Origin of the sequence: Pseudarthrobacter sp. H2 (genome assembly GCF_050157045.1) — a bacterium.
Classification (GTDB): domain Bacteria; phylum Actinomycetota; class Actinomycetes; order Actinomycetales; family Micrococcaceae; genus Arthrobacter.
This window is the reverse complement of the sequence record NZ_CP189594.1, coordinates 2,541,786-2,566,376: the sequence shown is the minus strand read 5'-3', so window position 1 is coordinate 2,566,376 and position 24,591 is coordinate 2,541,786. Positions and strand designations below refer to the sequence as shown.

The 24,591-nt window shown below is 68.6% G+C and carries 20 protein-coding genes; 9 read left to right on the top strand and 11 right to left on the bottom strand.

Annotated elements, in window-relative coordinates:
• Window positions 1–20: 20 nt before the first annotated feature.
• The 4 genes from ACQCSZ_RS12105 to ACQCSZ_RS12090 all read right to left on the bottom strand — a co-directional run bounded on the left by ACQCSZ_RS12105 (window position 21) and on the right by ACQCSZ_RS12090 (window position 7,629).
• Window positions 21–1,385, bottom strand: a complete 1,365-nt coding sequence (locus ACQCSZ_RS12105) for a M1 family metallopeptidase (RefSeq protein ID WP_427008194.1) — start codon at window positions 1,383–1,385, stop codon at window positions 21–23.
• Window positions 1,386–1,404: 19 nt separating this feature from the next.
• Window positions 1,405–5,358: a Pls/PosA family non-ribosomal peptide synthetase gene (locus tag ACQCSZ_RS12100; RefSeq protein WP_427008193.1), complete on the bottom strand. Its 3,954-nt coding sequence runs from the start codon at window positions 5,356–5,358 to the stop codon at window positions 1,405–1,407.
• Between the two features lie 131 nt (window positions 5,359–5,489).
• Window positions 5,490–6,455 carry a quinone oxidoreductase family protein gene (locus ACQCSZ_RS12095; RefSeq protein WP_427008192.1) on the bottom strand — a complete coding sequence of 322 codons (966 nt, stop codon included), beginning with the start codon at window positions 6,453–6,455 and terminating at the stop codon, window positions 5,490–5,492.
• Between the two features lie 85 nt (window positions 6,456–6,540).
• On the bottom strand, window positions 6,541–7,629 hold the full coding sequence (locus ACQCSZ_RS12090) for a fatty acid desaturase family protein (protein ID WP_427008191.1): 1,089 nt from the start codon (window positions 7,627–7,629) through the stop codon (window positions 6,541–6,543).
• A gap of 222 nt (window positions 7,630–7,851) precedes the next feature.
• On the opposite strand from ACQCSZ_RS12090, the gene argC reads away from it, so the two are divergent.
• The 8 genes from argC to argH are packed head-to-tail and all read left to right on the top strand — an operon-like array spanning window position 7,852 to window position 16,532.
• Window positions 7,852–8,895, top strand: a complete 1,044-nt coding sequence (gene argC, locus ACQCSZ_RS12085; RefSeq protein WP_427008190.1) for an N-acetyl-gamma-glutamyl-phosphate reductase — start codon at window positions 7,852–7,854, stop codon at window positions 8,893–8,895.
• On the top strand, window positions 8,892–10,058 hold the full coding sequence (argJ, locus tag ACQCSZ_RS12080; RefSeq protein ID WP_427008189.1) for a bifunctional glutamate N-acetyltransferase/amino-acid acetyltransferase ArgJ: 1,167 nt from the start codon (window positions 8,892–8,894) through the stop codon (window positions 10,056–10,058). Before argC ends, argJ begins: the two co-directional genes overlap by 4 nt.
• 45 nt (window positions 10,059–10,103) lie before the next feature.
• On the top strand, window positions 10,104–11,063 hold the full coding sequence (argB, locus tag ACQCSZ_RS12075) for an acetylglutamate kinase (RefSeq protein ID WP_427008188.1): 960 nt from the start codon (window positions 10,104–10,106) through the stop codon (window positions 11,061–11,063).
• 5 nt (window positions 11,064–11,068) lie between these two features.
• On the top strand, window positions 11,069–12,334 hold the full coding sequence (locus tag ACQCSZ_RS12070; protein ID WP_427008322.1) for an acetylornithine transaminase: 1,266 nt from the start codon (window positions 11,069–11,071) through the stop codon (window positions 12,332–12,334).
• Complete coding sequence (gene argF / locus ACQCSZ_RS12065) at window positions 12,331–13,308, top strand: ornithine carbamoyltransferase (RefSeq protein WP_427008187.1); 978 nt, start codon at window positions 12,331–12,333, stop codon at window positions 13,306–13,308. Before ACQCSZ_RS12070 ends, argF begins: the two co-directional genes overlap by 4 nt.
• Window positions 13,308–13,838: an arginine repressor gene (locus ACQCSZ_RS12060; RefSeq protein ID WP_427008186.1), complete on the top strand. Its 531-nt coding sequence runs from the start codon at window positions 13,308–13,310 to the stop codon at window positions 13,836–13,838. The genes argF and ACQCSZ_RS12060 overlap by 1 nt, the downstream gene beginning before the upstream one ends.
• 45 nt (window positions 13,839–13,883) lie before the next feature.
• Window positions 13,884–15,089 (top strand): argininosuccinate synthase, encoded by a 1,206-nt coding sequence (locus tag ACQCSZ_RS12055; protein WP_427008185.1) that lies wholly within the window; start codon window positions 13,884–13,886, stop codon window positions 15,087–15,089.
• 6 nt (window positions 15,090–15,095) lie between these two features.
• Window positions 15,096–16,532: an argininosuccinate lyase gene (argH, locus tag ACQCSZ_RS12050; RefSeq protein WP_427008184.1), complete on the top strand. Its 1,437-nt coding sequence runs from the start codon at window positions 15,096–15,098 to the stop codon at window positions 16,530–16,532.
• Between the two features lie 565 nt (window positions 16,533–17,097).
• Here argH and ACQCSZ_RS12045 read toward each other — a convergent pair.
• The 6 genes from ACQCSZ_RS12045 to ACQCSZ_RS12020 all read right to left on the bottom strand — a co-directional run bounded on the left by ACQCSZ_RS12045 (window position 17,098) and on the right by ACQCSZ_RS12020 (window position 21,947).
• Window positions 17,098–17,661: a potassium transporter TrkG gene (locus ACQCSZ_RS12045; RefSeq protein WP_427008183.1), complete on the bottom strand. Its 564-nt coding sequence runs from the start codon at window positions 17,659–17,661 to the stop codon at window positions 17,098–17,100.
• Complete coding sequence (locus ACQCSZ_RS12040; protein ID WP_427008182.1) at window positions 17,658–18,527, bottom strand: potassium transporter TrkG; 870 nt, start codon at window positions 18,525–18,527, stop codon at window positions 17,658–17,660. The genes ACQCSZ_RS12045 and ACQCSZ_RS12040 overlap by 4 nt, the downstream gene beginning before the upstream one ends.
• Complete coding sequence (locus ACQCSZ_RS12035) at window positions 18,524–19,576, bottom strand: hypothetical protein (RefSeq protein WP_427008181.1); 1,053 nt, start codon at window positions 19,574–19,576, stop codon at window positions 18,524–18,526. Before ACQCSZ_RS12035 ends, ACQCSZ_RS12040 begins: the two co-directional genes overlap by 4 nt.
• A 397-nt stretch (window positions 19,577–19,973) precedes the next feature.
• Entirely contained in the window at window positions 19,974–20,150 is a 177-nt protein-coding gene (locus ACQCSZ_RS12030) for a hypothetical protein (RefSeq protein WP_427008180.1), read from the bottom strand.
• Window positions 20,151–20,175: 25 nt separating this feature from the next.
• On the bottom strand, window positions 20,176–21,462 hold the full coding sequence (locus tag ACQCSZ_RS12025; protein WP_427008179.1) for an ArsB/NhaD family transporter: 1,287 nt from the start codon (window positions 21,460–21,462) through the stop codon (window positions 20,176–20,178).
• Complete coding sequence (locus tag ACQCSZ_RS12020) at window positions 21,459–21,947, bottom strand: CBS domain-containing protein (RefSeq protein WP_427008178.1); 489 nt, start codon at window positions 21,945–21,947, stop codon at window positions 21,459–21,461. Before ACQCSZ_RS12020 ends, ACQCSZ_RS12025 begins: the two co-directional genes overlap by 4 nt.
• Before the next feature lie 396 nt (window positions 21,948–22,343).
• On the opposite strand from ACQCSZ_RS12020, the gene ACQCSZ_RS12015 reads away from it, so the two are divergent.
• Window positions 22,344–23,531 carry an FAD-dependent monooxygenase gene (locus ACQCSZ_RS12015; RefSeq protein WP_427008177.1) on the top strand — a complete coding sequence of 396 codons (1,188 nt, stop codon included), beginning with the start codon at window positions 22,344–22,346 and terminating at the stop codon, window positions 23,529–23,531.
• 317 nt (window positions 23,532–23,848) lie between these two features.
• On the opposite strand, the gene ACQCSZ_RS12010 is transcribed toward ACQCSZ_RS12015, so the two are convergent.
• Entirely contained in the window at window positions 23,849–24,376 is a 528-nt protein-coding gene (locus tag ACQCSZ_RS12010; protein ID WP_427008176.1) for a DUF421 domain-containing protein, read from the bottom strand.
• Window positions 24,377–24,591 lie beyond the last annotated feature (215 nt).

Here is a 24,591-nt window from a genome sequence, read left to right as displayed (position 1 = left end):
CCGCCTGAGGCGGCATGCACCTACCGCGGCAGGGCCGGGAGGGCCGCTTCGAAGAGCCAGGGGTGCAGCAGGGCCTCCGCATCGATGCCCGTCGCGGCGTTCGCGGCGAGGATGAACCCGGCCGTGGAGACAGTGCCATGGCGGTGGCGGTCGGTCCAGTCATGCAGGAGTGCGAAAAACGCCAGGTCGCCGCAGGCCAGACGCAGCGCGTGCAGCGCGAGGGCCCCGCGCTTGTAGACGCGGTCATCGAACATCAGCGCGGGCCCGGGGTCGCCCACGAGCAGGTCCTGCCTGGCCGCGTTGAGCTTCCGCCAGGCGGTGGCCGCGCGGTCGGCGATGGACATGACGCGTGCCTCTTCGGACCAGATCCATTCCGCGTAACAGGCGAAGCCCTCGTGCAGCCAGATGTCCTGCCAGGAGGCTGCCGTCAGGGAATTCCCGAACCACTGGTGGGACAGTTCGTGCGCGATCAGCCGTTGCGATTCCCAGTGCTGTTCCAGGTGGTTGCGGCCGAAGATGGACAGCGTCTGCGCCTCGAGCGGGATCTCCAGTTCGTCCTCCGTCACCACGACGGTGTAGTCCGCGAACGGGTAGGGGCCGAAGCAGTCGGCGAAGGTGCGCATCATCCCGGGCTGGCGTGCCAGCCCCTCGCGGGCGGTGTCCGCCAGTGAAGCCGGAACGGCGGCATACTGCGGCACCTGCCCGGCCGGCCGGGCCGGGTTGAGCGTCAGGAGCTCGTAGCGGCCGATCTGGACCGTGGCGAGGTAGGTGGACATGGGTTCGGCCTGCTCGTAGACCCAGGTCTCGCGGCTGGACCGGGTGCTGCGCGAGATCAGCACACCGTTGCACACCGCCCGGTAGTTGGCGTCCGTGGTCACCGAGATCCGATAGCTGGCCTTGTCCGCCGGGTGGTCGTTGCAGGGGAACCAGGACGCCGCGCCGTTGGGCTGCCCCGCCACCAGGACGCCGTCCGTGAGTTCCTCCCAGCCCACCTCGCCCCACAGTCCACGGCGCGGGGCCGGGTTGCCCTCGTAGCGGATGTCCAGGCTGAACTCTTCACCCGGCAACAGGGCGGTATCGGGGACCACCACGAGCTGGCCTGCGCGCTGGCTGAACCTGCGCACCTGGCGGCCGCCGAGCCGGACCCTGGTGGCGCGGAGCCCCGTCAGGTCCAGCACAATGGCCGACGTCGGGCGCCGGGTGACCGCGTGCAGGACGGCGTGCCCGTTGAGGCGGTTGCTGCGCAGTTTGTAGTCGATCTCGAGCTCGTACCGGGTGACCCGGTAGGCAGTGCTGCCGTGGCCGGGCAGATAGGGATCCGGTGCGACCGCTTCCGGATCCGAGGGCAGGACGTTGCCGCTGCTGGCTGGTGCGCTGGAACTCATGGACGGACCTTTGGTTGGGCTATCTGGGCTTCGGGGCAGGAACTGACGGCCCGCCCCACGGGCTCACGGGGTTGCCCATCCAGTATGTCGCGGCAGGCACCGTCTCGCCCCGCATGACGAGCGACGCCGGCCCCACCGTGCCGCCCGTGCCGATCCTCGCCTGCGGGAGGATGACCCCGTGGGGTCCCATGGTTGCTCCGTCCTCGAGCGTAACAGTGTCGATGCTCATCACGCGGTCGTGGAACAGATGGGTCTGGACGACGCAGCCGCGGTTGACGGTCGAATTCCTGCCCAGCGTGACGAGGTCGGCTTCGGGCAGCCAGTAGCTCTCACACCAGGTGCCGGCGCCGATCCTGGCGCCGAGGGCCCTGAGCCACCAGACCAGGGCCGGCGTCCCGGTGGCCCCACGCGCGAACCACGGGGCGCTGACCATCTCGATAAACGTATCCACCACCTCGTTCCGCCAGATGAAGGAGCTCCAGAGCGGGTGCTCGCCGGGGCGGATCCGTCCCACCAGGACCCACTTGGCCAGCACCGCGCTGCCTGCGGCCACGGCGCCGGCCAGCACGACCACCACCCCGCCCAGGACTGCGGCAATGCCGTAGTTGAAGGCGCCGGCGATCCAGTCGAACGTGAGCAGGACGGCCGCCGCGATGGCGACTGTCAGCACGACCGGGACAAAGCGGCACAACTCCCACAGCGTGCGGGCAACCTTGAGCCTGAACGGCGGCTCGTACGTCCGCGTGTCATCGGAGGCGATCGCGGTGCGCCGGAGGCGTACGGGCGGACTGCCAAGCCACGACGTCCCGGCTTTTGCCTTGGCGGGGGTGGCCGAGAGCACCGCCACAAGCGAGTTCTTGGGGACGTTGCGTCCGGCGGCGGTCATGCCGGAGTTGCCGAGGAAGGAGCGCTTGCCGATCTTGGCCGGGGCGATCCTCAGCCAGCCGCCGTCGAGTTCGTAGGACGCCACCATCGTGTCGTCGGCCAGGAAGGCGCCCTCGCCCACGGTCGTCATCCGGGGGATCAGCAGCACGGTGGAGGCCTCCACGTTCCTGCCGACCTTCGCGCCGAGCAGCCGCAGCCAGACCGGTGTGAACAGGCTGGCGTAGACCGGGAACAGCAGGTCGCGGGCCAGGTCGAGCACGCGTTCCGTGGCCCAGACCTGCCAGCCGATCCGGCTGCGGACCCGGTAGTAGCCTGCCTTCAGCCCGATGCCGAGGAGCCGGGTGGTGAGCAGGATCAGCAGGAGGTTGGCCAGGAACCAGGCCAGCGCAGCCGGCGGGAGGGACAGCACGAGTTTCGGCAGCGCCGCGGACAGCGATGGGCTGCCCTGGATGAACACGTAGGCCACCAGCGCGGCGGCGGCAGCGGAGACGTAGGGGATCAGAGCCAGCAGCGCCGAGGCCGAGGCGAAGCCTGCGAACCAGAGCCGGCCGATCAGATGATGCTCCGCGGGGATGTCCGGCCGGGAATGCTTGGCCTTGCCCCGGCGCTCCGCCGGGGATCCCGCGACGAGCTGGCCGGCCTTGACCTTGCCCAGCACGGCCGAGCCGGGTTCCACCTGGGCGCCGGCGCCGATGGTCGCCCCCGGCATGAGCGTGCTGCGCGCCCCGACGGTGGCGCCGGCGCCGATGCGGATGGAACCGATGTGGACGACGTCCCCGTCGATCCACCAGCCGGAGAGATCGACCTCGGGCTCGATGTTGCAGCCGCTGCCGAGCGAGAGCAGTCCCGTGACGGGCGGGAGCGAGTGCAGCTGGACGTCGTTGCCGATCGTGGCGCCGAGCGCCTTGGCGTAGTACGGCACCCAGGGGGCGCTGGCCAGGCTGATGGCCCCGGCGAGGTCCTGGATCTGCTCGGCGAGCCAGAGCCGCAGGTGGACCCGGCCGGAGCGGGGATACGTTCCCGGCACCACCTTCCGGAGCAGGATGCGGGCGGCGGCCAGGGAGATCAGCATCCGGCCCGCGGGGCTGACGAAGACGAGCCAGGCGGCGCCGACCCACCACCAGGAGAGCGTGGGGGCGGCGCTGAAGCCGGACAGCGCGGACAGCAGGTTGTTCGCGGCCATCAGGTACGTCAGCCAGCGCATGCCCACGAGGATGTGCAGCGGAATGCCCATCAGGGTCTGGAAGACCCGGGACCTGCGGGCCGTGGGCCGGACAAAACGTTCCGGGGCGGGGCCGGCACCGCCTTCGGGCAGCGACTGGCGGGCCGCGTCGATGAGCGCGCCGATCCGCGGGGTGGCATAGATGTCGGCCACCGTGATGGTGGGGTAGCGGACGCGGAGGGCGGAGACGAGCTGCGCGGCGGCGAGTGAGCCGCCCCCGTAGGCAAAGAAGTCGGCGTCGAGATTCGTGACGGCGCTGCCCAGCACGGCGGTCCACTGCTCGAGGATCCAGCGGGCGTCGTCCGGGAGGTTCAGCGGTGCGTTCCCGGCGTCGGCGGCTCCGGCGCCGCCGAGCGGCCAGGGCAGGGCGTGCCGGTCCACCTTGCCGCTGGTCTTGGTGGGCAGCGCATCCACGAGCGTCAGGAGAGGGATCAGCGGCGCCGGCAGGCTGGCGCCCAGCAGCTCCCGTGCGGCGGCGAGGTCGATCTCCCGGCCGGCCACGGGGGACAGGTAGCCGACGAGGATCTGGTTGCCAGCCGCCGTCGTCTGCACCGCCGCGGCGGCGCCGGCGATGTCCGTCAGCGACTGCAGGGCGGCGTCGATTTCGCCCAGTTCGATCCGCCGGCCGCCGAGTTTGACCTGTTCGTCGGCGCGGCCCTGGAAGACCAGGCCTTCGGCCTCGTAGCGGACCAGGTCACCCGAGCGGTAGGCGCGCTCCCAGCCGAGTGAGGGCATCGGGGCGTATTTTTCGGCGTCCTTGGCCGGGTCCAGGTAGCGGGCCAGCCCGACGCCGCCGATGATCAGCTCGCCCACCTCGCCTTCGGCGACGGGCACCGAGTCGGCTCCGACGACGGCGAGGTCCCAGCCGTCCAGGGGCAGGCCGATCCTGACCGGTCCGGGCCCGCCCAGCGGCGCGGCGCAGGCCACCACCGTTGCCTCGGTGGGGCCGTAGGTGTTCCAGACCTCGCGGCCGTCGACGGCGAGCCGTTCCGCGAGCTCCGGCGGGCAGGCCTCGCCGCCGAAGATCAGCAGCCGGACGCTCTCCAGGGATTCCGCGGGCCAGAGCGCGGCGAGCGTGGGAACGGTGGAGACGACGGTGATGCCGTGGCTGATCAGCCAGGGGCCGAGGTCCATGCCGGTCCGCACCAGTGCCCGGGGTGCGGGCACGAGGCAGGCGCCGTGGCGCCACGCGAGCCACATTTCCTCGCAGGAGGCGTCGAAGGCCACCGACAGGCCGGCCAGGACACGGTCCTGCGGCCCGATCGGCTCGTCCGTCAGGAAGATGCGGGCCTCGGCGTCGACGAAAGCCGCGGAGGAGCGGTGCCGGACCGCGACGCCCTTGGGGGTTCCGGTGGAGCCGGAGGTGAAGATCACCCAGGCGTCGTCGTCGGGGGCCGGCAGCCGGCCGGCAGGGAAAGGCCGGGGCCGCTGGCTGTCAGTGACAATCCCGCCTCCGCCGCGCAGGACGCCGGCGACGTTCGCCTCGCCGAAGACGAGTCTGGCGCGCTCGTCCGGATCGTCCGCGTCCACCGGGACGTATGCTGCCCCCACCAGCAGCACGGCCAGGATCGAGATGTAGAGCTCGTTGGTGCCGGACGGAATCCGGACGCCGATCTTGTCTCCCGCGCCGAGTCCGGCCAGATGCAGCTGCGTCGCGGCCGCCCGGACCTCCGCCAGGAGCTGGGCGTAACTCAGCGAGCGGCTCCCGTCGTCAAGGGCCGAGGCGTCCGGGAAGCGTGCTGCGGTGTCCTGGAGGATGTCGATCAGGGTACGTTCCGGCGGCGCCGCGAGGGCGCCCGGCAGCTGCGCCCCGTGCACGACGGCGCCGGCGGGGCGTTTGCTGTTGGGCGTTGGCTGTTCAGTCACAGGGTGATTGTCGCCGCCTCAGATGAACAAAAGGTGTCGTGTTTGCCGGATGTTGTCCGGGTGTTCTCCCGGTGCTTGCCGGGAAGACATGCAATCTCCGCCTGCTGCACTGCCGGGGCTCAGGGCCCCGCTTACGGGACCAGGAGGACCTTGCCGGTGGTGCGCCGCTGCTCCAGGTCGTCGTGGGCCTTCGCCGCTTCGGCCAGCGGATAGCGGGCGCCGATCCGGACCTTGAGGCTGCCGTCGGCGGCAGCGGCGAAGACCTCGCCGGAGCGCCAGCGCCGCTCTGTGGCGTCGCGCAGGTAGTGGGCCATCGTCGGCCGCGTCAGGTAGAGGGAGCCCCCGGCATTGAGCCGCTGCGGATTGAACGGGGGGACCGGACCGGAGGCGCCGCCGAAGAGCACGAGGGTGCCGCGGATCCGCAGCGATTCGAGGGAGCCGTCGAAGGTGTCTTTCCCGACGCCGTCGTACACCACGTCGGCGCCGGTCCCGTCGGTCAGTTCCCGAACCCGGGCCGGGAAGCCTTCGTAGCGCAGCACGTGGTCGGCGCCGGCTTCGCGGGCCAGCTGTTCCTTCTCCTGGGTGGAGACGGTGGTGATGACCTGCGCGCCCTTGGCCTTGAGCAGCTGGATCAGCAGGAGGCCGACGCCGCCGGCGCCGGCGTGGAGCAGGACGGTGTGGCCGGCCTCGACCTTGAAGGTGGAATTGATCAGGTAGTGCGCGGTCATGCCCTGCAGGGGGAGCGCGGCGGCCGTGAAATCGTCGAGGCCGTCCGGAACGGGGAGCGCCTTGTCCTCGTCGACGAGGGCGTAGCCGGCGTAGCAGTCGATGCCTTCGGCAGTGGCGACCCGGTCGCCCGGGGCGAAGCCGGTGACGCCTTCCCCGACTTCCTCCACCGTTCCGGCGGCCTCCGCTCCGGGGGTGAACGGGTAGTGCACCTTGTAGACGCCGCTGCGCTTGTAGGTGTCAATGAAGTTCACGCCCGCGGCGGCGACCCTGACGAGCAGCTGGCCGGGGCCCGGCGCCGGACGCCCCGTTTCTGCCAGTTCCAGTACCTCGGGGCCGCCCGGCTGCCGGGCAACGATTGCGTGCATCATGAGTCTCCTTTTGCCGGGCGATGTCCTGGCCCGGATCCTGGATCCATCCTAGGGACACCGGCGGAAATGACGAAGTGGCGGCCGCCTAGTAGCGGCGCGTCACGGTTGCCATCGGGCATTCGAAGTGCCGCCCGGCTGCGAGCCCGACGTCGTTGAGGTAGCGGACGATGATGCCGTAGGACTGCAGCAGCGTGGTTTCGGTGTAGGGAACCTGGTGCTTCTGGCAGTACTCGCGGACGATCACGGCTGCCTTGTCGAGCTGCGGGCGGGCCATGTCCGGGAAGAGGTGGTGCTCGGCCTGGCGGTTGAGGCCGCCGAGCAGGATGTCCATGAAGCGTCCGCCGGAGATGTTGCGGGAGGTCAGGACCTGGCGGCTGAAGAAGTCCACGCGGCTGTTGGCCGGCAGGACCGGCATGCCCTTGTGGTTGGGGGCGAAGGAAGCGCCCATGTAGAAGCCGAAGACGGCGAGCTGGACGCCGATGAAGGCGAACGCCATGCCCAGCGGCAGGAAAGTGAAGGCCAGTGCCGGGAGGGCGCTCAACCGTGCCGCGAGGATGGGCAGTTCGGTCCAGCGGTGGGTGACCTTGGCGCGGCGGAAGACGAACCTGATCGAATCGATCTGCAGGCCGAGGCCTACCAGGAACAGCAGCGGGAAGAAGAACCAGCCCTGCTTGCGGGTCAGGAAGGAGAAGCGTCCCTGCCGGGTGGCCGCCGCTTCCTCGTGGAAGGCAATCGCGCCGGTGGCGATGTCCGGGTCCTTGGAGATGACGTTCGGATGGTTGTGGTGCGCGCCGTGCTTCTGCTCCCACCAGGAGTAGCTCATGCCGGCCACGGAGGTGGCCAGCAGCCGGGCGGTCCAGTCGTTGGCGCGGCGGGAGGCGAAGATCTGCCGGTGCCCGGCCTCGTGGGCCAGGAAACTCAGCTGGGTGCACAGGATGCCCACGGCGGCGGCGATGAGGAGCTGGAACCAGCTGTCACCGATCAGGGCGAACCCGAACCACGTGGCGGTCATGAGCAGCACCAGGCAGGAAAACACGGTGACGTAGAAACCGACCCGGCGTTCGAGCAGGCCGGCGGCCTTGACGCTCTTGAGCAGCTCGGAGTAGCTCAGGACGACGGCGTTGGGTTGCCGGACACGCGTTTGGGGGCGCTCCGCAGTGGTGGTGGGGGTCATGGGACGCTGGCCTCGTAACTGTTCCGGGCAACGCTGCAGCCGACATTCGGCCTGCACGGTCTGGATCACCCTCAGTCAAGTGTACGTGCCGGGGCTCCTTGGTCCGGCGCCTGCGCCGGCCCTGCCGGGCGGGGCCGGCCGCCGCCGGACCGGATCCGGGCGCCGGCAGATCCATGCATAAATATCGACTTCTATGCATAGTCTTGCTGTATAGTGGCGGTTATGACTATTTCTGTTGCCGTCTCCGGCGCAAGCGGTTATGCAGGCGGCGAGGTGCTGCGGCTCCTGGCCGGCCACCCCGATGTCACGATCGGCGCCATCACGGCGCACAGCAATGCCGGTTCCAGACTAGGGGAATTGCAGCCCCATCTCCATAGCCTGGCGGACCGCATCCTCGAAGACACGTCCGTGGAGAACCTGTCCGGACACGACGTCGTGTTCCTGGCCCTTCCGCACGGCGCGTCCGCCGGGATCGCGGCGCAGCTGCCGGCCGGGACGGTGGTGATCGACGCCGGCGCCGACCACCGCCTCGAGGACCCGGCCGCCTGGGAGAAGTTCTACGGCTCCGCGCACGCCGGAACCTGGCCCTACGGACTCCCCGAGCTGCCCGGGCAGCGCGAGAAACTCAAGGGCGCCAACCGGATCGCCGTGCCGGGCTGCTACCCGACGTCGGCCCTGCTGGCCCTCACCCCCGGCTTCAGCAACGGCCTGCTGCACCCGGACGACGTCGTCATCGTCGCCGCCTCCGGCACCTCCGGCGCCGGAAAAGCCGCCAAGGTCAACCTGATCGGCTCCGAGGTCATGGGCTCCATGAGCCCCTACGGCGTGGGCGGGGGCCACCGGCACACCCCCGAGATCGAACAGGGACTCTCGCTGGCCGCGGGCGGACCCGTCACCGTCTCCTTCACCCCCACGCTGGCTCCCATGAGCCGGGGCATCCTCACCACGGCCACCGCGAAGGTGCGGCAGGAGCCCGGACGCAGTGTCACCGCCGGGGAGCTGCGCCGCGCCTGGGCCGAGGCCTACGACGACGAGCCGTTCGTCCATCTGCTGCCGGAAGGCCGCTGGCCCACCACCAAATCCGTGCAGGGATCCAACCACGCCGTCATGCAGCTGGCCTTCGATGAGCACACCGGCCGCGTGATCGTCTGCTGCGCCATCGACAACCTGACCAAGGGGACCGCCGGAGGCGCCGTGCAGTCCATGAACATCGCCCTCGGCCTGGCGGAAACCGCCGGCCTCAACCTCCAGGGAGTCGCACCGTGAGCATCACCGCAGCCAAGGGATTCCGTGCCGCCGGAGTCACGGCCGGCCTCAAGGCCTCCGGCAACCCGGACTTCGCGCTCGTTGTCAACGACGGACCCGCCCGGGCCGCCGCTGCCGTGTTCACCTCCAACCGCGTGGCCGCGGCACCCGTGCAGTGGTCCCGCGAGGTGGTCAAGGACGGCAGGGCGGACGCGGTGGTCCTCAACTCCGGCGGAGCGAACGCCTGCACCGGACCCCAGGGCTTCCAGAACACCCACACCACCGCCGAGAAGACCGCCGAAGCGCTGGGCATCTCCGCCACCGACGTGGTGGTCTGCTCGACCGGCCTGATCGGCGAGCAGCTCCCGATGGACAAGATCCTGGCCGGGATCGGCGCCGCGGCCGCCGCGCTCAGTCCCGAGGGCGGGGCCGGCGCGGCCACCGCCATCATGACCACGGACACGGTGTCCAAGCAGGCCGTGTTCACCGGCACGGACGCCGAAGGAAACGAGTACACCATCGGCGGCATGGCCAAGGGCGCCGGCATGCTCGCCCCCGGGCTCGCCACCATGCTGGTGGTCCTCACCACGGACGCCGACGTCCAGCCGGAAATGCTCGACGTCGTGCTCCGCGACGCCACCCGGGTCACCTTTGACCGGGCCGACTCCGACGGCTGCATGTCCACCAACGACACCGTGGTGCTGCTCGCCTCCGGCGCCTCCGGCGTCGTTCCCTCCGCCACCGGATTCGGCGCCGGCCTGACGCAGGTCTGCGCCGAGCTGGCCCGCAAGCTCATCGGCGACGCCGAGGGCGCCAGCCACGACATCGCGATCCGTACCTTCAACGCGGCCACGGAGAGGGACGCCGAGATCGTCAGCCGCGCCGTCGCCCGCTCCAACCTCTTCAAGACCGCAATTTTCGGCAAGGATCCCAACTGGGGCCGCGTGCTCTCCGCCGTCGGCACCACGGACGCGGTTTTCGAGCCGGACCAGCTGAATGTGACCATGAACGGCGTGCAGATCTGCCGGAACGGCAGCATCGGGGCGGACCGCAGCCTCGTGGACCTGGAACCGCGCGAGGTGCTGGTTGAGATCGACCTTCAGGCCGGCGAGGCCGAGGCCACGATCCTCACCAACGACCTCACCCACGACTACGTCGAAGAAAACAGCGCCTACTCAAGCTGAACCCCCTGAAAGGACGAACAGTAGGACGAACAGAAGGACGGCAGCATGAACACCCAGACCCGCGAGACCACGTCCATGGCCGATGCCCAGGACAAGGCCGGCACCCTGATCGAGGCGCTGCCCTGGATCCAACGCTTCGCCGGCACCACCATGGTGATCAAGTACGGCGGCAACGCCATGGTCAACGATGAGCTGCGCCGCGCCTTCGCCGAGGACGTCGTCTTCCTCCACCATGTCGGCATCCACCCGGTGGTGGTGCACGGCGGCGGCCCGCAGATCAATGCCATGCTCAGCCGGCTCGGCATCGAATCCGAGTTCAAGGGCGGCCTGCGCGTCACCACCCCGGAGGCCATGGACGTGGTCCGCATGGTCCTCACCGGCCAGGTGGGCCGCGAGCTCGTGGGCCTGATCAACTCCCACGGCCCCTACGCCGTCGGGATGTCCGGGGAGGACGGCGGCCTGCTGCGCGCGGTCCGCACCGGGACCGTCGTCGACGGCGAAGAGGTGGACCTGGGCCTGGTGGGCGAAGTGGTGGGCGTCAACCCCGCCGGCATCCTGGACATCGTCGCCGCCGGCCGGATCCCGGTGATCTCGACCGTCGCGCCGGAGATCCTTGATGACGGGGCCCGGGGCGCGGACACGCACCAGGCGCAGACCACCGGACAGGTCCTCAACGTCAACGCCGACACGGCCGCGGCCGCCCTCGCCGAAGCGCTCGGCGCCTCCAAGCTCGTGATCCTCACGGACGTCGAGGGCCTCTACGCCAACTGGCCGGACCGCTCCTCGCTGATCTCCTCGCTCACGGCCTCGGAGCTGCGCGGTCTGCTCCCGGGCCTCGAAGCCGGCATGATCCCGAAAATGGAAGCCTGCCTCAAAGCCGTCGAGGGCGGCGTCGAGCGGGCGCACATCGTGGACGGCCGGCTGCCGCACTCGATGCTGCTGGAAACCTTCACGACGGCGGGCATCGGCACGCAGGTCGTCCCCGACGAGGAAGTAAAGGCATGAACCAGATGGAAAAAACCACAATCACAGACCTCTCCCCGGTGGTTGAGCTCGTCGAAACCCGCGGCCACGCCACGGGGGCCGAATGGCTTTCCCGCTATTCCTCCTCCCTGCTGGGCGTCTTCGGCACCCCGCAGCGCGTCCTGGTCCGCGGCTCCGGCTGCCTCGTCTGGGACGCCGACGGCAAGGAGTACCTGGACCTGCTCGGCGGGATCGCCGTCAACGCCCTCGGCCACGCCCACCCGTTCGTCACCTCGGTGATCTCGAGCCAGCTGGCCACCCTCGGGCATGTTTCGAACTTCTTCACCAGCCCCACCCAGATCGCCCTGGCCGAGAAGCTGCTGGAAATCACCCGGGCCCCGGCCGGGTCCAAGGTCTTCTTCGCCAACTCCGGCACGGAAGCCGTCGAGGCCGCGTTCAAGCTGGCGCGCCGGAATGCTGGCTCGGAAGAGAAGCCGCGCACCAAGATCATCGCGCTGGAAGGGGCCTTCCACGGACGCACCATGGGTGCCCTCGCGCTCACCGCGAAAGAGGCCTACCGGGCGCCGTTCGCGCCGCTGCCCGGCGGCGTCGTGCACATCCCGTTCGGTGACATCGACGCGCTCCGCGCCGCCGTCGACGACACCGTTGCCGCCGTCTTCCTCGAGCCGATCCAGGGCGAAGCCGGCGTCCTTCCGCTGCCCGCCGGGTACCTGCAGGCCGCCCGCGAGGCCACCAGCGCCGCCGGCGCCCTGCTGATCCTCGACGAGGTCCAGACCGGCATCGGCCGCACCGGGCAATGGCTCGCCAGCGCCGACGCCGGAATCGTGCCCGACGCCGTGACCCTCGCCAAGGGCCTGGGCGGCGGTTTCCCGATCGGCGCCCTCGTGACGTTCGGCCCGGAAACCTCCGCGCTGCTCACCGCCGGCCAGCACGGCACCACGTTCGGCGGCAACCCGGTGGCCACCGCGGCCGCCCTGGCCACCCTGCACGTCCTCGAAAGCCAGCACGTCCTGGACCACGTCCGGCGGGTGGGGGAGCACCTGCGCTCCGGCCTCGCCGCGATCGACGGCGTCACCGCGGTCCGCGGCGAAGGCCTGCTGATCGGCTTCGACCTCGACGCCGACGTCGCCCCCGGCGTCGTGGACGCCGGCCTGGACGCCGGCTTCATCGTCAACAGCCCCGGCCCGCACACCATCCGGCTCGCGCCGCCCCTGATCCTCACCACCGACCAGGCCGACCGCTTCCTCGCCGCGCTGCCCGCCATCCTCCAGAGAGCAAAGGACGCCCAATGACCGGCACAGTGCCCACCCGCCATTTCCTCAAGGACACGGACCTCAGCCCCGCCGAGCAGGCTGAAGTCCTCGACCTGGCCGTCCGGATGAAGGCCGCCCCGTACAGCGTGCAGCCCTTCGCCGCGGCAGGAAACGGCCGCAAGACCGTGGCCGTGATCTTCGACAAGACCTCCACCCGGACCCGGGTCTCCTTCGCCGCCGGCGTGGCCGACATGGGCGGCAACGCGCTCATCATCAACCCGGGCGAGGCGCAGATCGGCCACAAGGAATCGGTGGAGGACACCGCCAGGGTGCTCGAACGGATGGTGTCCACCATCGTCTGGCGGACCGGCGCGCACGCCGGGCTCGTCGCCATGGCCGCGAACTCGCGCGTCCCGGTCATCAACGCCCTGTGCGACGACTACCACCCGTGCCAGCTCCTCGCGGACCTGCTCACCATCAAGGAGCACAAGGGCCAGCTCAAGGGCCTCACCCTGAGCTACCTCGGGGACGCGGCCAACAACATGGCCAACTCCTACCTGCTCGCCGGCGTCACGGCGGGCATGAACGTCCGCATCGCCGGCCCCGACGGCTACCTGCCGTCCCCGGAGATCATCGCCGCGGCCGAGGACCGTGCCGCCGAGACCGGCGGTTCGGTGCTCGTCACCGTGGACCCGGCCGAAGCGCTCCTGGGCGCCGACGTCGTCGCCACCGACACCTGGGTGTCGATGGGCCAGGAAGACGAGAAGCAGGCGCGGCTGCGGTTGTTCCGCGGCTACGCCGTGGACGAAGCGGCGATGCAGCTGGCGGCGCCGGACGCCGTCGTGCTCCACTGCCTGCCGGCCTACCGGGGCTACGAGATCGCCGCCGGCGTCATCGACGGCCCGCAGTCGGTGGTCTGGGACGAGGCGGAAAACCGGCTCCACGCCCAGAAGGCCCTCATGGCGTGGCTCATGCACCGCTCCGGCCTGGCCGTGGTCGAGGGACTCGGATAATGTCCGTCCAGCCGGCCTCCCCGGGGGCCAGCCCTGCCACCAAGACCGCCCGGCAGGCGCGGATCACCGCGATCCTGACGGGTGAATCCGTCCGCTCGCAGGCGGAGCTGGCCGCACTGCTGGCCGACGACGGCGTCCAGGTCACCCAGGCCACCCTGTCCCGGGACCTCGTGGAACTGGGCGCGGTGCGGGTCCGCGGCAAAGAGGGCGTGCTGGTCTACGCCGTGCCGGGGGAGGGCGGCGAGCGCGGCGCCAGGAGCGGGGTGACCCAGGAAATCCTCGACGCCCGGCTGGCCCGGCTGTGCGGGGAACTGCTGGTCACGGCCGAAGCTTCCGGGAACATCGTGGTGCTGCGGACCCCGCCCGGCGCGGCGAACTTCCTGGCCCTCGCGATCGACCACTCGGTGATGCCGTCCATCCTGGGCAGCATCGCCGGGGACGACACCGTGCTGCTGGTCACCCGCGATCCGCTCGGCGGGGCCGCCGTCGCCGCCCGCTTCCTGCAGCTCGCCGAGGAAGCCGGCCAGTAACCTTGCATGAGACAACCAACAACCAAACAACTAAGGAGCATTTCCGTGACTGAGCGTATTGTGCTGGCCTACTCCGGTGGCCTCGATACTTCCGTAGCCATCGGCTGGATCGGTGAAGCCACCGGCGCCGAGGTCATCGCCGTGGCGGTCGACGTCGGACAGGGCGGCGAGTCCCTGGAGACCATCCGCCAGCGCGCCCTGGGCTGCGGCGCCGTCGAGGCCTACGTGGCCGACGCGAGCGACGAGTTCGCCAACGAATACTGCATGCCCACGCTGAAGGCCAACGCCCTCTACCAGGGCCACTACCCGCTGGTCTCCGCGATCTCCCGCCCGGTGATCGTCAAGCACCTGGTCAAGGCCGCCCGCGAATTCGGCGCCACCACCGTGGCCCACGGCTGCACCGGCAAGGGCAACGACCAGGTCCGCTTCGAGGTCGGCATCCAGACCCTGGGCCCGGACCTGAAGTGCATCGCCCCGGTCCGCGACCTCGCCCTGACCCGCGACAAGGCCATCGCCTTCGCCGAGGAAAAGGGACTGCCGATCGAGACCACCAAGAAGAACCCGTACTCGATCGACCAGAACGTCTGGGGCCGCGCCGTCGAGACCGGCTACCTCGAGGACATCTGGAACGCCCCCACCAAGGACATCTACGACTACACGGCCACCCCGGAGTTCCCGCCGGCCCCCGATGAGGTCACCATTTCCTTCGAAGCCGGCGTGCCGGTAGCGATCGACGGCGTCAGGGTCACCCCGCTGCAGGCCATCAAGGAACTCAACCGCCGCGCCGGCGCCCAGGGCGTCGGCCGGATCGACGTCGTCGAGGACCGCCTCGTTGGCATCAAGTCCCGCGAAATCTACGAGGCCCCGGGCGCGATGGCCCTGATCACCGCGCACAAGCACCTCGAGGACATCACCATCGAGCGCGAGCAGGCCCGCTTCAAGGCGACCGTCGGCCAGCGCTGGGCCGAGCTGGTGTACGACGGCCAGTGGTTCTCCCCGCTCAAGCGCTCCCTGGACGCCTTCATCGAGGACACCCAGCGCTACGTCACCGGCGATATCCGCATGGTGCTGCACGGCGGCCAGGCGATCGTCAACGGGCGCCGCTCCGAAACCTCGCTCTACGACTTCGACCTCGCCACCTACGACACCGGCGACACCTTCGACCAGTCGATGGCGCGCGGCTTCATCGAGCTGTGGGGCATGTCCGCCAAGGTTGCCTCCGGCCGCGATATCCGCGTCGCGGGAAAGTAAAAATCGGTGGTTGAGCCTGTCGAAACCCCGAAATCAGCGACCAACACCGGCGCGCTGTGGGGCGGCCGGTTCGCCGGCGGCCCGGCGGACGCCCTCGCGGCGCTGAGCAAGTCGACGCACTTTGACTGGCGGCTGGCCCGCTACGACATTGCCGGGTCCCAGGCGCACGCCCGCGTGCTGCACAAGGCCGGGCTGCTGGACGACGCCGAACTGGAAGGCATGCTCGCCGCCCTGACACAGCTGGACGGGGACGTCGCCTCCGGCGCGTACACGCCGGCGGAGTCCGACGAGGATGTGCACGGATCGCTGGAACGCGGACTGATCGAACGGGCCGGCACCCAGCTTGGCGGCAAGCTCCGGGCAGGACGGTCCCGCAACGACCAGGTGGCCACCCTCGGCCGGATGTTCCTGCGCGACCACGCCCGGATCATCGCCCGCGGCGTGCTCGCCACCATCGATGCGCTCGTGGAGCAGGCCAAGGCCCACCAGGGCGTGGCCATGCCCGGCCGCACCCACCTCCAGCATGCCCAGCCGGTCCTGCTCAGCCACCACTTGCTGGCCCACGCCTGGGCGCTGCTGCGCGATGTGCAGCGGTTCCAGGACTGGGACAAGCGTGCCGGAATCTCACCCTACGGTTCGGGCGCCCTCGCGGGCTCCTCGCTGGGCCTGGATCCTGAGGCCGTGGCGGCGGAACTGGGCTTCTTCTCGGCCACGCACAACTCGATCGACGGCACCGCCTCCCGCGACGTCTTCGCCGAGTTCGCCTGGATCACGGCCATGATCGGCGTGGACCTGTCCCGGGTCTCGGAGGAGGTCATCCTGTGGGCCACGAAGGAGTTCTCCTTCGTCACCCTGCACGATTCCTACTCCACCGGTTCCTCGATCATGCCGCAGAAGAAGAACCCGGACGTGGCCGAACTGGCGCGCGGCAAGGCCGGCCGGCTGATCGGCAACCTGACCGGGCTCCTGGCGACGCTCAAGGGCCTGCCGCTCGCGTACAACCGCGACCTGCAGGAGGACAAGGAGCCGGTCTTCGACGCCGCCGACACGCTGGAGGTGCTGCTGCCGGCGGTGTCGGGCATGATCGCGACGCTGACGTTCAACACCGCGCGGATGGAGTCGCTCGCCCCGCAGGGCTTCGCGCTGGCCACGGACATCGCCGAATGGCTCGTCCGCCAGGGCGTGCCGTTCCGTGAGGCGCATGAGCTCTCCGGCGCCGCGGTCAAGCAGGCCGAAAGCCGCGGCGTCGAACTCTGGGACCTGACGGATGAGGAATACGCCGCCATCTCGGGGCACCTGACGCCGGAGGTCCGCACGGTCCTGAGCACCGAAGGCTCGCTCAACAGCCGCAACTCGCAGGGCGGCACCGCCCCGGCCGCCGTCGAGCGCCAGCTGCTGGCCCTCGACGCCGAGCTTGCCGCCGTGCGCGCGTACGCCGGCTAACTCCCGCTCCTGCGCAGGCGTGGGTGTGCGGGCGGGTGGGGAGGCACTTCGCGGCAATGTTTTCGAACGCTGCCGCGAGGTGCCTCCCGCTGCGGTTTAAGGTGGGTGGACGTCATCGGACCTATAGTGCCCGGAATCAGACCGGAGTATCGTGGATGAGGGCCGGACAGTCTCATCCGGCCGGGCAGCACATAACCGCCTAACTTCTCGCTCGTTGCCGGCACACTAATCATCGTTTTCGCGTTTGCGGCCGGGTTCGAATATCGCTTGGACTCACTGGAGATCTGGCGGCCTGCACCGGCCGGGATCCTTGAGCATCTATCGCTCCTCGCCGCCTGCGGCTGGCTCATGGCAATGGGAATCCACTGCTCCTGCAACGAACCCGTCGGTGCGGGCACATAGACGCCCCACCTGGTCTGGATTCCCCGTGAGGGTCCTTCGGACGCGTCTGCCGCCCTTCGCGGGCAGTGCAGTGATGCGGTCTCCCGACGACACCGGGTTCCCTGACAGGTGCCGGAAGCCCCGCCACGGGAGCCGGTCCTTCCGGGTCGCGACGCGGGCAGGGTCAGCCGATGATGGGTCTTTCCTCCGGGAGTTGGAAGAGCCGGGGGTGGGAGGACAGCGCGAGGGCGGAGGCGACGGTGATGGTGCCGATGCGTCCGGTGAACATGAGTGCCATGAGTACCCATTGGGCGCTGGGCGGCAGGTCGTAGGTGATTCCGGTGCTGACGCCCACGGTCGCGAACGCGGAAATCGCTTCGAAGAGGACTTTCTCGAGGCTGTAGTCGGTGAACATGAGGAGCAGCAGGGTGCCGCTGATCACGGCGGCGACCCCGAGGAGCGCGACGGAGAGGGCCTGGCGTTGGACGGAGGAGCTGACGGAGCGGTGGGCGATGGTGACATGGTCCCGGCCCCGGATTTCGTTCCAGATCGCGAATCCCAGGACCAGGAATGTGGTGATCTTGATGCCGCCGGCGGTACCTGCGCTTCCGCCGCCGATGAACATCAGGATGTTGGTGATCATGAGGGTTTCGGGTGCGGCGGTGGCGTAGTCGATGGTGTTGAAACCTGCCGTGCGCGGGAAGACGCTGCCGGCCAGGGTTGCCAGGAGTTTCCCGCCCACGGTCATGGGTCCGAGGGTTTGGTCCCGGTTCCATTCGAAGGCGCCGAAGAGCGCACACCCGACGGCGAGGAGCAGCAGGGTGCCGTAACGGTCAGGCGCAGGTGGATGCTCCAGTCTTTCATCCTGACGCCGCCCTTGAGCAGGGCGATGAGTACGGGGAATCCGAGCCCTCCGGCGATGACGGCCAGGCAGATCGGGATGATGATCCAGGGATCGTCGGCGAAGCTGATCAGGTTGTCGCTGTAGAGGGCGAAGCCGGCGTTGTTGAACGCTGAAACAGCGTGAAACGTCCCGTGCCAGAGCGTTGTGCCCGGGTTGTCGTCGTAAGCGAACCAGAAGCGGACGGTCAGGACGGCGGCCGTGGCGGCTTCGAAAACGACCATGATCCGGGCTACGCGGAAAAGGACGGAGCGGACGTCGCCGAAGTTCAGGGTGTGCGTTTCTGATTGTGCGACCAGCTGGCCTCGGAGCCCGATGCTTTTGCGCACGAGCAGCGCCAACAATGTCGCCAGCGTCATGATGCCGAATCCTCCGACCTGGATGAGTCCGAGAATCACGGCCTGCCCGAACGGCGACCAATACGTCGGGGTGTCGACCGTGATGAGACCCGTGACGCACACGGCCGAGACTGCTGTGAAGAGTGCCGGCAGCCCGGGGTCTGACTCTGCTGCCGTGCGCGCGACGGGCAGCATCAGGAGTCCGGAGCCGAGGAGGATCACGGCGAGGAACGCCAGGGGGACCGAACGGACGGGATTCAGCATCCCGAGCCCCAGGCTGTCGCCTCGGGCTCGGATCCAGGACTGCATCCGTCCGCCATTCAGGGGAGCGGCATTGCGGATTTTCAGATCCTTGTGCCCGTCGTCGGCCCTCACTCGGGCATCTCCTCGGCTTCTGCCTCGACGTTGCGTCCCAGCGCCGGAGGAAGGATGCCGCCGGTTTCGCCTTTCGTCGTGGTGTGGCGGGCGAGGGCCTTGAGCAGGCCCGGTCCTGCCGGGAACGAGGAGCTGGCGGCGGAGAGAAGCAGCAGGGCGGTAACGAGCTGGAACGCGGCAAACACCGGGCCGGGAGCCGCCAGGCGGGCCAGTTCAGCGATCTGGGTGCTGTCCCCGGGTGGGATGCCGACCTGCAGATGCGCGGCTTCCAGGGTCAGGCCCAGGGTGATGGTTCCGACGATGGCCAGGGTCAGCCAAAGCGTGACCCTCCCGAAGCGGCTCCGGCCGGCATCATCGAGCTGGCCCAGCTGCGCGATCGCGGACGACGGGGCTTCCACGCCGGTGGCCAGGGCCATGGCCACGGGGAAGGCCAGCACCACGGCGATGACCGGAGGGTGTCCGGGGGCGTCGGTGATCGTCCCCACCGGCTGCGGGGTGGCGCCCAGGCCGTAGAGCAGGACCAGGGCTGAGACGATGATGAATCCCACGGTCATCGCGGCAAAGACCAGCCGGCCCGGATGCCCGAACCACGTCGCGGCGCCGACGAGGACGACGAGCGCCAGCGCGAGCAGCAGCCGCCACGGCGCCAGGGCAGGAAAGTATGCGATTGCCGCTGACGCCCCGGCCGAGACGCTGATGGCGATGGTGAGGACGAAATCGACCACCAGCGCACCGATCGGAATAAAAGACCAGCCATCCCCGAAGGCCTCACCGACGGCGGCTGACGCTCCGCCGCCCTGCGGGTAGCGGATGACCAGTTGCCGGTAATTGACGATTACCAAGGCGATGATCGCCACGACGAGAACTATCGTGGGCACCAGCAAGGCCAGATCGCCGTTCAGCGCCCGGAGGGCTGCTTCAATCGCGTAAGCAACCGAAGAAACGGGGTCGGCCATCACGGCAAAAGCGAATGCCAGCAGCAAGGCCGTCCGGGAACGGAGTGCTGCGGCGAGGCCGCGCCCGGGCGCGACCCTGTCAGGTGCCGGCATCGAATGGTCCTTTCCGCTCGTTAGCCGCCCTGTCTGACCGGGCCGGGCTGCGGGGAACATCACGGAGCCTACCATTGGAGATCCGGTGCCCGGCGGGCTGCGGGGCAGTCTTGACGAATCCTTAATGCCGCAGGTCCCCGGGGCGCGGCAGTTCTAGACATACCACTACCACGGCAAGGACGTGGAGATCGTCGGCCTCAGCGACGCCAGCACACTCATGCGCGAACGCCTCGGCAGCGGCCACTGACGCCGGACGTGAGGCTGGGAACACCTGCGGAGCGGCTGCCTACCCGGCCGGCCATTCCAGCCTGGCCCATTGAACTCCGCTGCCGGGCAGGCTGGCGGCTCGTCACGGCGTGTGCCGGGAAGAAGCATCGTTCATGCCCTGGCCGCACCGTCAGCTAAGCCGGCTGTTCACGCCGCCGGGGCCTCGTTCCGGTGTGCCCAGCGGCGGGCGGCCCTTTTCGGCCTCGACGATGATCAGGACGGTGGAGCCCAGGGCCGCGCACAGGAGCCACTCCCATGCGTTCGGGGGCGTGAGTTTCAGCAGCCCTGCGGTGACCGGCCAGGTCATGAAGGCCCGGTGCAGCTGGTGGCGATCAGACGAAGTAGCGCATCCAAAGATAGAGCACGGCTATTGCGATGGTGACAGGCACGACGACGAGGCCGTACTTGGTGAAGGTCCAGAACGTAATCGGCTCGCCGTGGCGTTTGGCTATTCCGATGACGACGACGTTCGCACTGGCCCCGACTGCGGTGGCGTTGCCTCCCAGATCGGCGCCGAGTGCAAGGGCCCACCAGAGCGGCCGGGCTGCCCCACCGCCTGCGCGGACGAGGTCGTCGGTGATCGGGGCGAGAGTGGCCACGTATGGGATGTTGTCGATGATGCCGGAGGCAACTGCCGAAACGATCGTCAGCCAGGTGGCTGCGAGGCCGTAGTCATCGCCGACGATGGCGGCCGCTGTCTGTCCGACGGTGGCTATGATGCCAAGGTTGACCAACGATCCGACCATGATGAACAATCCTGCGAAGAACACCAGGGTTTCCCATTCGACATCGCCGAAGACTTTCTGCGGCTCGAGGCGCGCAAGCATCACAAGCAGTCCTGCGCCGAGCATCGCCACGATGGCCGGCGCGAGCCCGGTCAGCGGATGGGTGATGAATCCGAACAGCACCAGGCCAAGGACGACGAGGCATTTGACCAGCAGCGATTTATCCGCGATTGCCTCCCTCTCTTTGAGAGCCATTATTCGTGCCGCACGCTCGGGCTGGTAGCGGAAAGCGGAACGGAACAGCAGCCGGCACAGGACGATGAAGACGAGCAGGAGAACGGCTATCAGGGGCGCAAGGTTCACGATGAAGTCGTTGAAGGTCAGCCCGCCGCGGCTGGCGATGATGATGTTTGGCGGGTCACCGATCAACGTCGCGGTCCCGCCAATATTGCTTGCCATCACTTCAGCGATCAGGAACGGGGCCGAGGGAGCGGCGAGCCGTCCGCAGACCAGCAGAGTCACCGGTGCCACCAGCAGTACTGTGGTGACGTTGTCGAGGAACGCGGACAGGACGGCCGTGATAACCACAAACATGACCATGATTGCGTAGGGGCGCCCGCGCGCCTTTTTTGCCGCCCAGATGGCGAGAAATTCGAAGAGGCCAGTTTGCCGGAGGATACCGACGATGATCATCATTCCCAGGAGCAGGAAGATGACGTTCCAATCGATTCCACTGTCCTCGGAAAAGAAGATGCCGTGGTCATCCGTCGCACCGATCAGGACCATGGCTGCCGCGCCGCCCAGGGAGGCCGTGACGCGAGGCACTTTCTCCGTTGCGATCAGGACGTATGCTCCGACAAAGACCGCCAGGGCCAGCACGATCTGTACGCTCACGCCGAACCGCTCTCGTGACCCGTGACGGACCAGTCCTGGAGGATCGCGCTCATGACCGAGGGGAGGGTCACGAACACGGGGGACTCATGTGGCGCCCCCTTCACACGCACAATCTGAGTACGGGCTTCGACCATTCGTGCCGCCACTTCGATCAGTGTGTCGCCAGGGTCGACGGCCAGGATCTTGCGCACGGCCACACGACTATTGTCTACCAACTCGGCAATGGTGCGCCTGTCAAGACTCTCCCACAGCTCCGCTGCGCCTTTCTCATCAAAGACACCGGCAAGTGACGGGTCGTCCAGAACATAGTCCGGAACCATGAGCTGCAGGACGTCCACAGCCGAAAGGATTGCCACCGGGGTTCCAGCGTCATTGGCAATGACCAGACCGACAAGGCCGCCCTCCGCGATGAGCCGCGCGGCCTCCACCGCAGTTGTCTCTCTACGGACAACGGGTAAAGCAATCTGCAAGTCAGCGGCACGCATGGCACTCTCTCTCTGCTCGTATGGCCCCATCATCAGGCTACCCGGGCATGCGTCCGGGGGCGTGTTCGGGTGGGCTGACCGGTCAGGCCGCTCCCTCGGCGACCCACGGATTTCGGGGTCGTTTCAGCAGGGACTCGAGAGCATCCCGCTGCTTGCATGTCACCGGCACTGCGTTCCTGTTCCCGGCCACCGTTGACCGGGCGGGGCACCCAAGCCCTTTTGCTGTCGGTCCCGCCTTCCTCACACCCAAAATCCCAAGCATGATGCCCGCCCCGAAATTCTGCGCTCTGGACAGGCCACCGGGAGAGAGTCAAGGATGAGCCAGCGAGCGTCGGCGGAACTCCTGCGCTCCCGGGGCTCCTTCAGCCCGGCGGATCCGATCGTTCGGGGCAGGACATGAAGGCTGTGGTTGTCGGGGCGGGCATTGCGGGCCTCGTCGCGGCCCGCCAGCTCGGTTTGGCCGGCTGGGACGTCGAGCTCCTGGAAAAGTCGGCCGGTCCGCGCCCCGATGGCTACATGATGGACTTCTTCGGTCCGGGAGTGGAGGCGGCGGAGCGGATCGGCCTCTACCCGCGGCTCGCGGCGGTCGCCTACCATGTCGAGGCAGCCGAGTATGTCGATGCAACAGGACGCCCCACGTCCAGCCTCGACTACGACCAGTTCGCCCGGCTTGCCGGCGGGAAAGTCCTGAGCCTGCTGCGCCCCGACATGGAACGCGCCGCTCTCGCCGCGCTCGGCGACGTGGCCTCCGGCCGGGTGCGGGTCCGCTACGGGGCGCCGGTTTCGCAGGTGTGGAGGGATGACGACGGCGTGCGGGTCGCCGTCGACGGCCCACCGGACGTGACTGTCGCCGCGGACGTCGTCGTCGGCGCCGATGGCATCCATTCCGGAGTGCGGGCCCAGGCGTTCGGCCCCGAAGAGGAGTACCTGCGGCCCCTGGGCATGCGTGCCGCCGCATTCATCGTGACCGAACCGGTCCTGAATGCCCGCTTCCGGAACCGGTTCATCCTCACCGACAGCATCGACCGGATGGCCGGGCTCTACAGCCTCCGCTCGGATGAGGTTGCGGCATTCATGGTGTACCGGGATGCCGCAGGCGCGACAGGCCACCTGCCGTCCGGGAGTCCGCGGGAGCGGCTGCGCCGCGAGTTCGCCGGACTCGGCCACGCGGTCGACCGGCTGCTGGAACTGTGCCCCGAGCATCCGTACGACGATGTCGTCGCACAGATTGTCATGCCGGGCTGGCAGCGGGGGCGGACCGTCCTCGTGGGGGACGCCTGCGGGGCCGTGTCGCTCCTTGCGGGTCAGGGCGGCTCGCTCGCCATCGCCGGCGCCGCGCTGCTGGGGGACATCCTCGGACCCGTGGCCGCGCCCGAGGGGATCAGCCCGGCCCTCGCCGAATTCGAGCGACGCTGGAGACCCGTGGTCGAGGAGGCCCAAGCCGCCGGCAGGCGCGCCGCGTCATCGTTCCTTCCCGCCAACCGGATACAGCGTCTTCTGCGCCGGTGGATCATCCGGGCCACCCATCTGCCGGGAATCGACCGGCTCGTTGCCCGCCAGATCGTGGGCAGGATCGCAAAGTAAGCCCGACAAACCACGGAATGTGCTGACTGTGCGGCAGCAGCCCCGCGGGCCGCCATGGGCAAGTCGGATGCTTGCCCGGCAACAGATCGAGGTTGAGCCTGAACTCGGGAGCACGGGTCCAGACGACGGCAGAAGCCTCCCCTTCCAAACACCCGCCATGACCGGCTCTGTTGCAATGAGCCGGCCGAGTACAACAAGGAAAATGACACCGAGGATCCCCGCGGGCTCATCCAGACGGCGGGCCAGCACTTCCGCTGTGCGAAGTCTGTCGTTCGCTGGAGAAATGCCGCCAGGCTTGGGGCGTTGTCCGGAGTCCGTCATGGGCCCTCTGGCCCGGCGGCGTCCCGGACACCGTTAAGGGCTGAACCGTTGCCGAGTTTGCTGTTGGGGATCACGCTGATGCTCCCGTTGGTTTCAAGCACGACTGCTGCCACGTCGGAAAGGTCGCCGGATCCGGTGGAACGCACCGCCTGCAGCACCTCGGACTCGCTGAGGCGGTTTCTGCGCAGCTGGGCATGTTGGATTTCCCCGGACACAACCAGGGCCACAGGCCGGGCCGTGACAGCGGCCCTGGCCCCAGACACGTGCGCGGACGCCCAGGCGACGATGAACTGTAGCCCCGCGAGCAACGCCAGCGCTGTCAGTCCTTCGAGGAAGGCGACGTCGGAACTGAGCAGGATCGTGGCCAGGGTCGATCCGATGGCGACTGTGACGACGAAGTCGAATGCGTTCAGTTGCCCCAATGTCCTTTTGCCCGAGACCCGCAGGACCACCACCACGGCTGTATATGCAACAGAGCCGATAATCAGGACACGCAGAATCTCCGACCAGGAATCAAACCACATACGCTTCCCGCCCGGTCTCCAGCAGAATCTGAGCCTTGGACAATGTCGTTCTCCTTCGATGTTGGAGGCTTTGGGCCACGGACAGCGAATCGTAATGACAGTACGCTTAGTCTTTCCAGTTCGGCTAGCCTTGAGCCAAACGGGCAGTGATAAGGGGACAGAGTAAGGCCCGTGGGCATCCTGGTCCTCCCATGAGTAGGAACAATGACTGACGC

What these genes read in the sequence shown, in the direction of transcription:
- ACQCSZ_RS12060 (WP_427008186.1), top strand. Translation starts at nt 13,308, where the DNA reads ATGTCCGTCCAGCCGGCCTCCCCGGGGGCCAGCCCTGCCACCAAGACC.
- ACQCSZ_RS12035 (WP_427008181.1), bottom strand. Translation starts at nt 19,576, where the DNA reads ATGCCGGCACCTGACAGGGTCGCGCCCGGGCGCGGCCTCGCCGCAGCA.
- ACQCSZ_RS12015 (WP_427008177.1), top strand. Translation starts at nt 22,344, where the DNA reads ATGAAGGCTGTGGTTGTCGGGGCGGGCATTGCGGGCCTCGTCGCGGCC.
- ACQCSZ_RS12105 (WP_427008194.1), bottom strand. Translation starts at nt 1,385, where the DNA reads ATGAGTTCCAGCGCACCAGCCAGCAGCGGCAACGTCCTGCCCTCGGAT.
- ACQCSZ_RS12045 (WP_427008183.1), bottom strand. Translation starts at nt 17,661, where the DNA reads ATGACCGTGGGCGGGAAACTCCTGGCAACCCTGGCCGGCAGCGTCTTC.
- argB (WP_427008188.1), top strand. Translation starts at nt 10,104, where the DNA reads ATGAACACCCAGACCCGCGAGACCACGTCCATGGCCGATGCCCAGGAC.
- ACQCSZ_RS12090 (WP_427008191.1), bottom strand. Translation starts at nt 7,629, where the DNA reads ATGACCCCCACCACCACTGCGGAGCGCCCCCAAACGCGTGTCCGGCAA.
- ACQCSZ_RS12020 (WP_427008178.1), bottom strand. Translation starts at nt 21,947, where the DNA reads ATGCGTGCCGCTGACTTGCAGATTGCTTTACCCGTTGTCCGTAGAGAG.
- ACQCSZ_RS12030 (WP_427008180.1), bottom strand. Translation starts at nt 20,150, where the DNA reads ATGACCTGGCCGGTCACCGCAGGGCTGCTGAAACTCACGCCCCCGAAC.
- argF (WP_427008187.1), top strand. Translation starts at nt 12,331, where the DNA reads ATGACCGGCACAGTGCCCACCCGCCATTTCCTCAAGGACACGGACCTC.
- argC (WP_427008190.1), top strand. Translation starts at nt 7,852, where the DNA reads ATGACTATTTCTGTTGCCGTCTCCGGCGCAAGCGGTTATGCAGGCGGC.
- ACQCSZ_RS12010 (WP_427008176.1), bottom strand. Translation starts at nt 24,376, where the DNA reads ATGTGGTTTGATTCCTGGTCGGAGATTCTGCGTGTCCTGATTATCGGC.
- ACQCSZ_RS12095 (WP_427008192.1), bottom strand. Translation starts at nt 6,455, where the DNA reads ATGATGCACGCAATCGTTGCCCGGCAGCCGGGCGGCCCCGAGGTACTG.
- ACQCSZ_RS12070 (WP_427008322.1), top strand. Translation starts at nt 11,069, where the DNA reads ATGGAAAAAACCACAATCACAGACCTCTCCCCGGTGGTTGAGCTCGTC.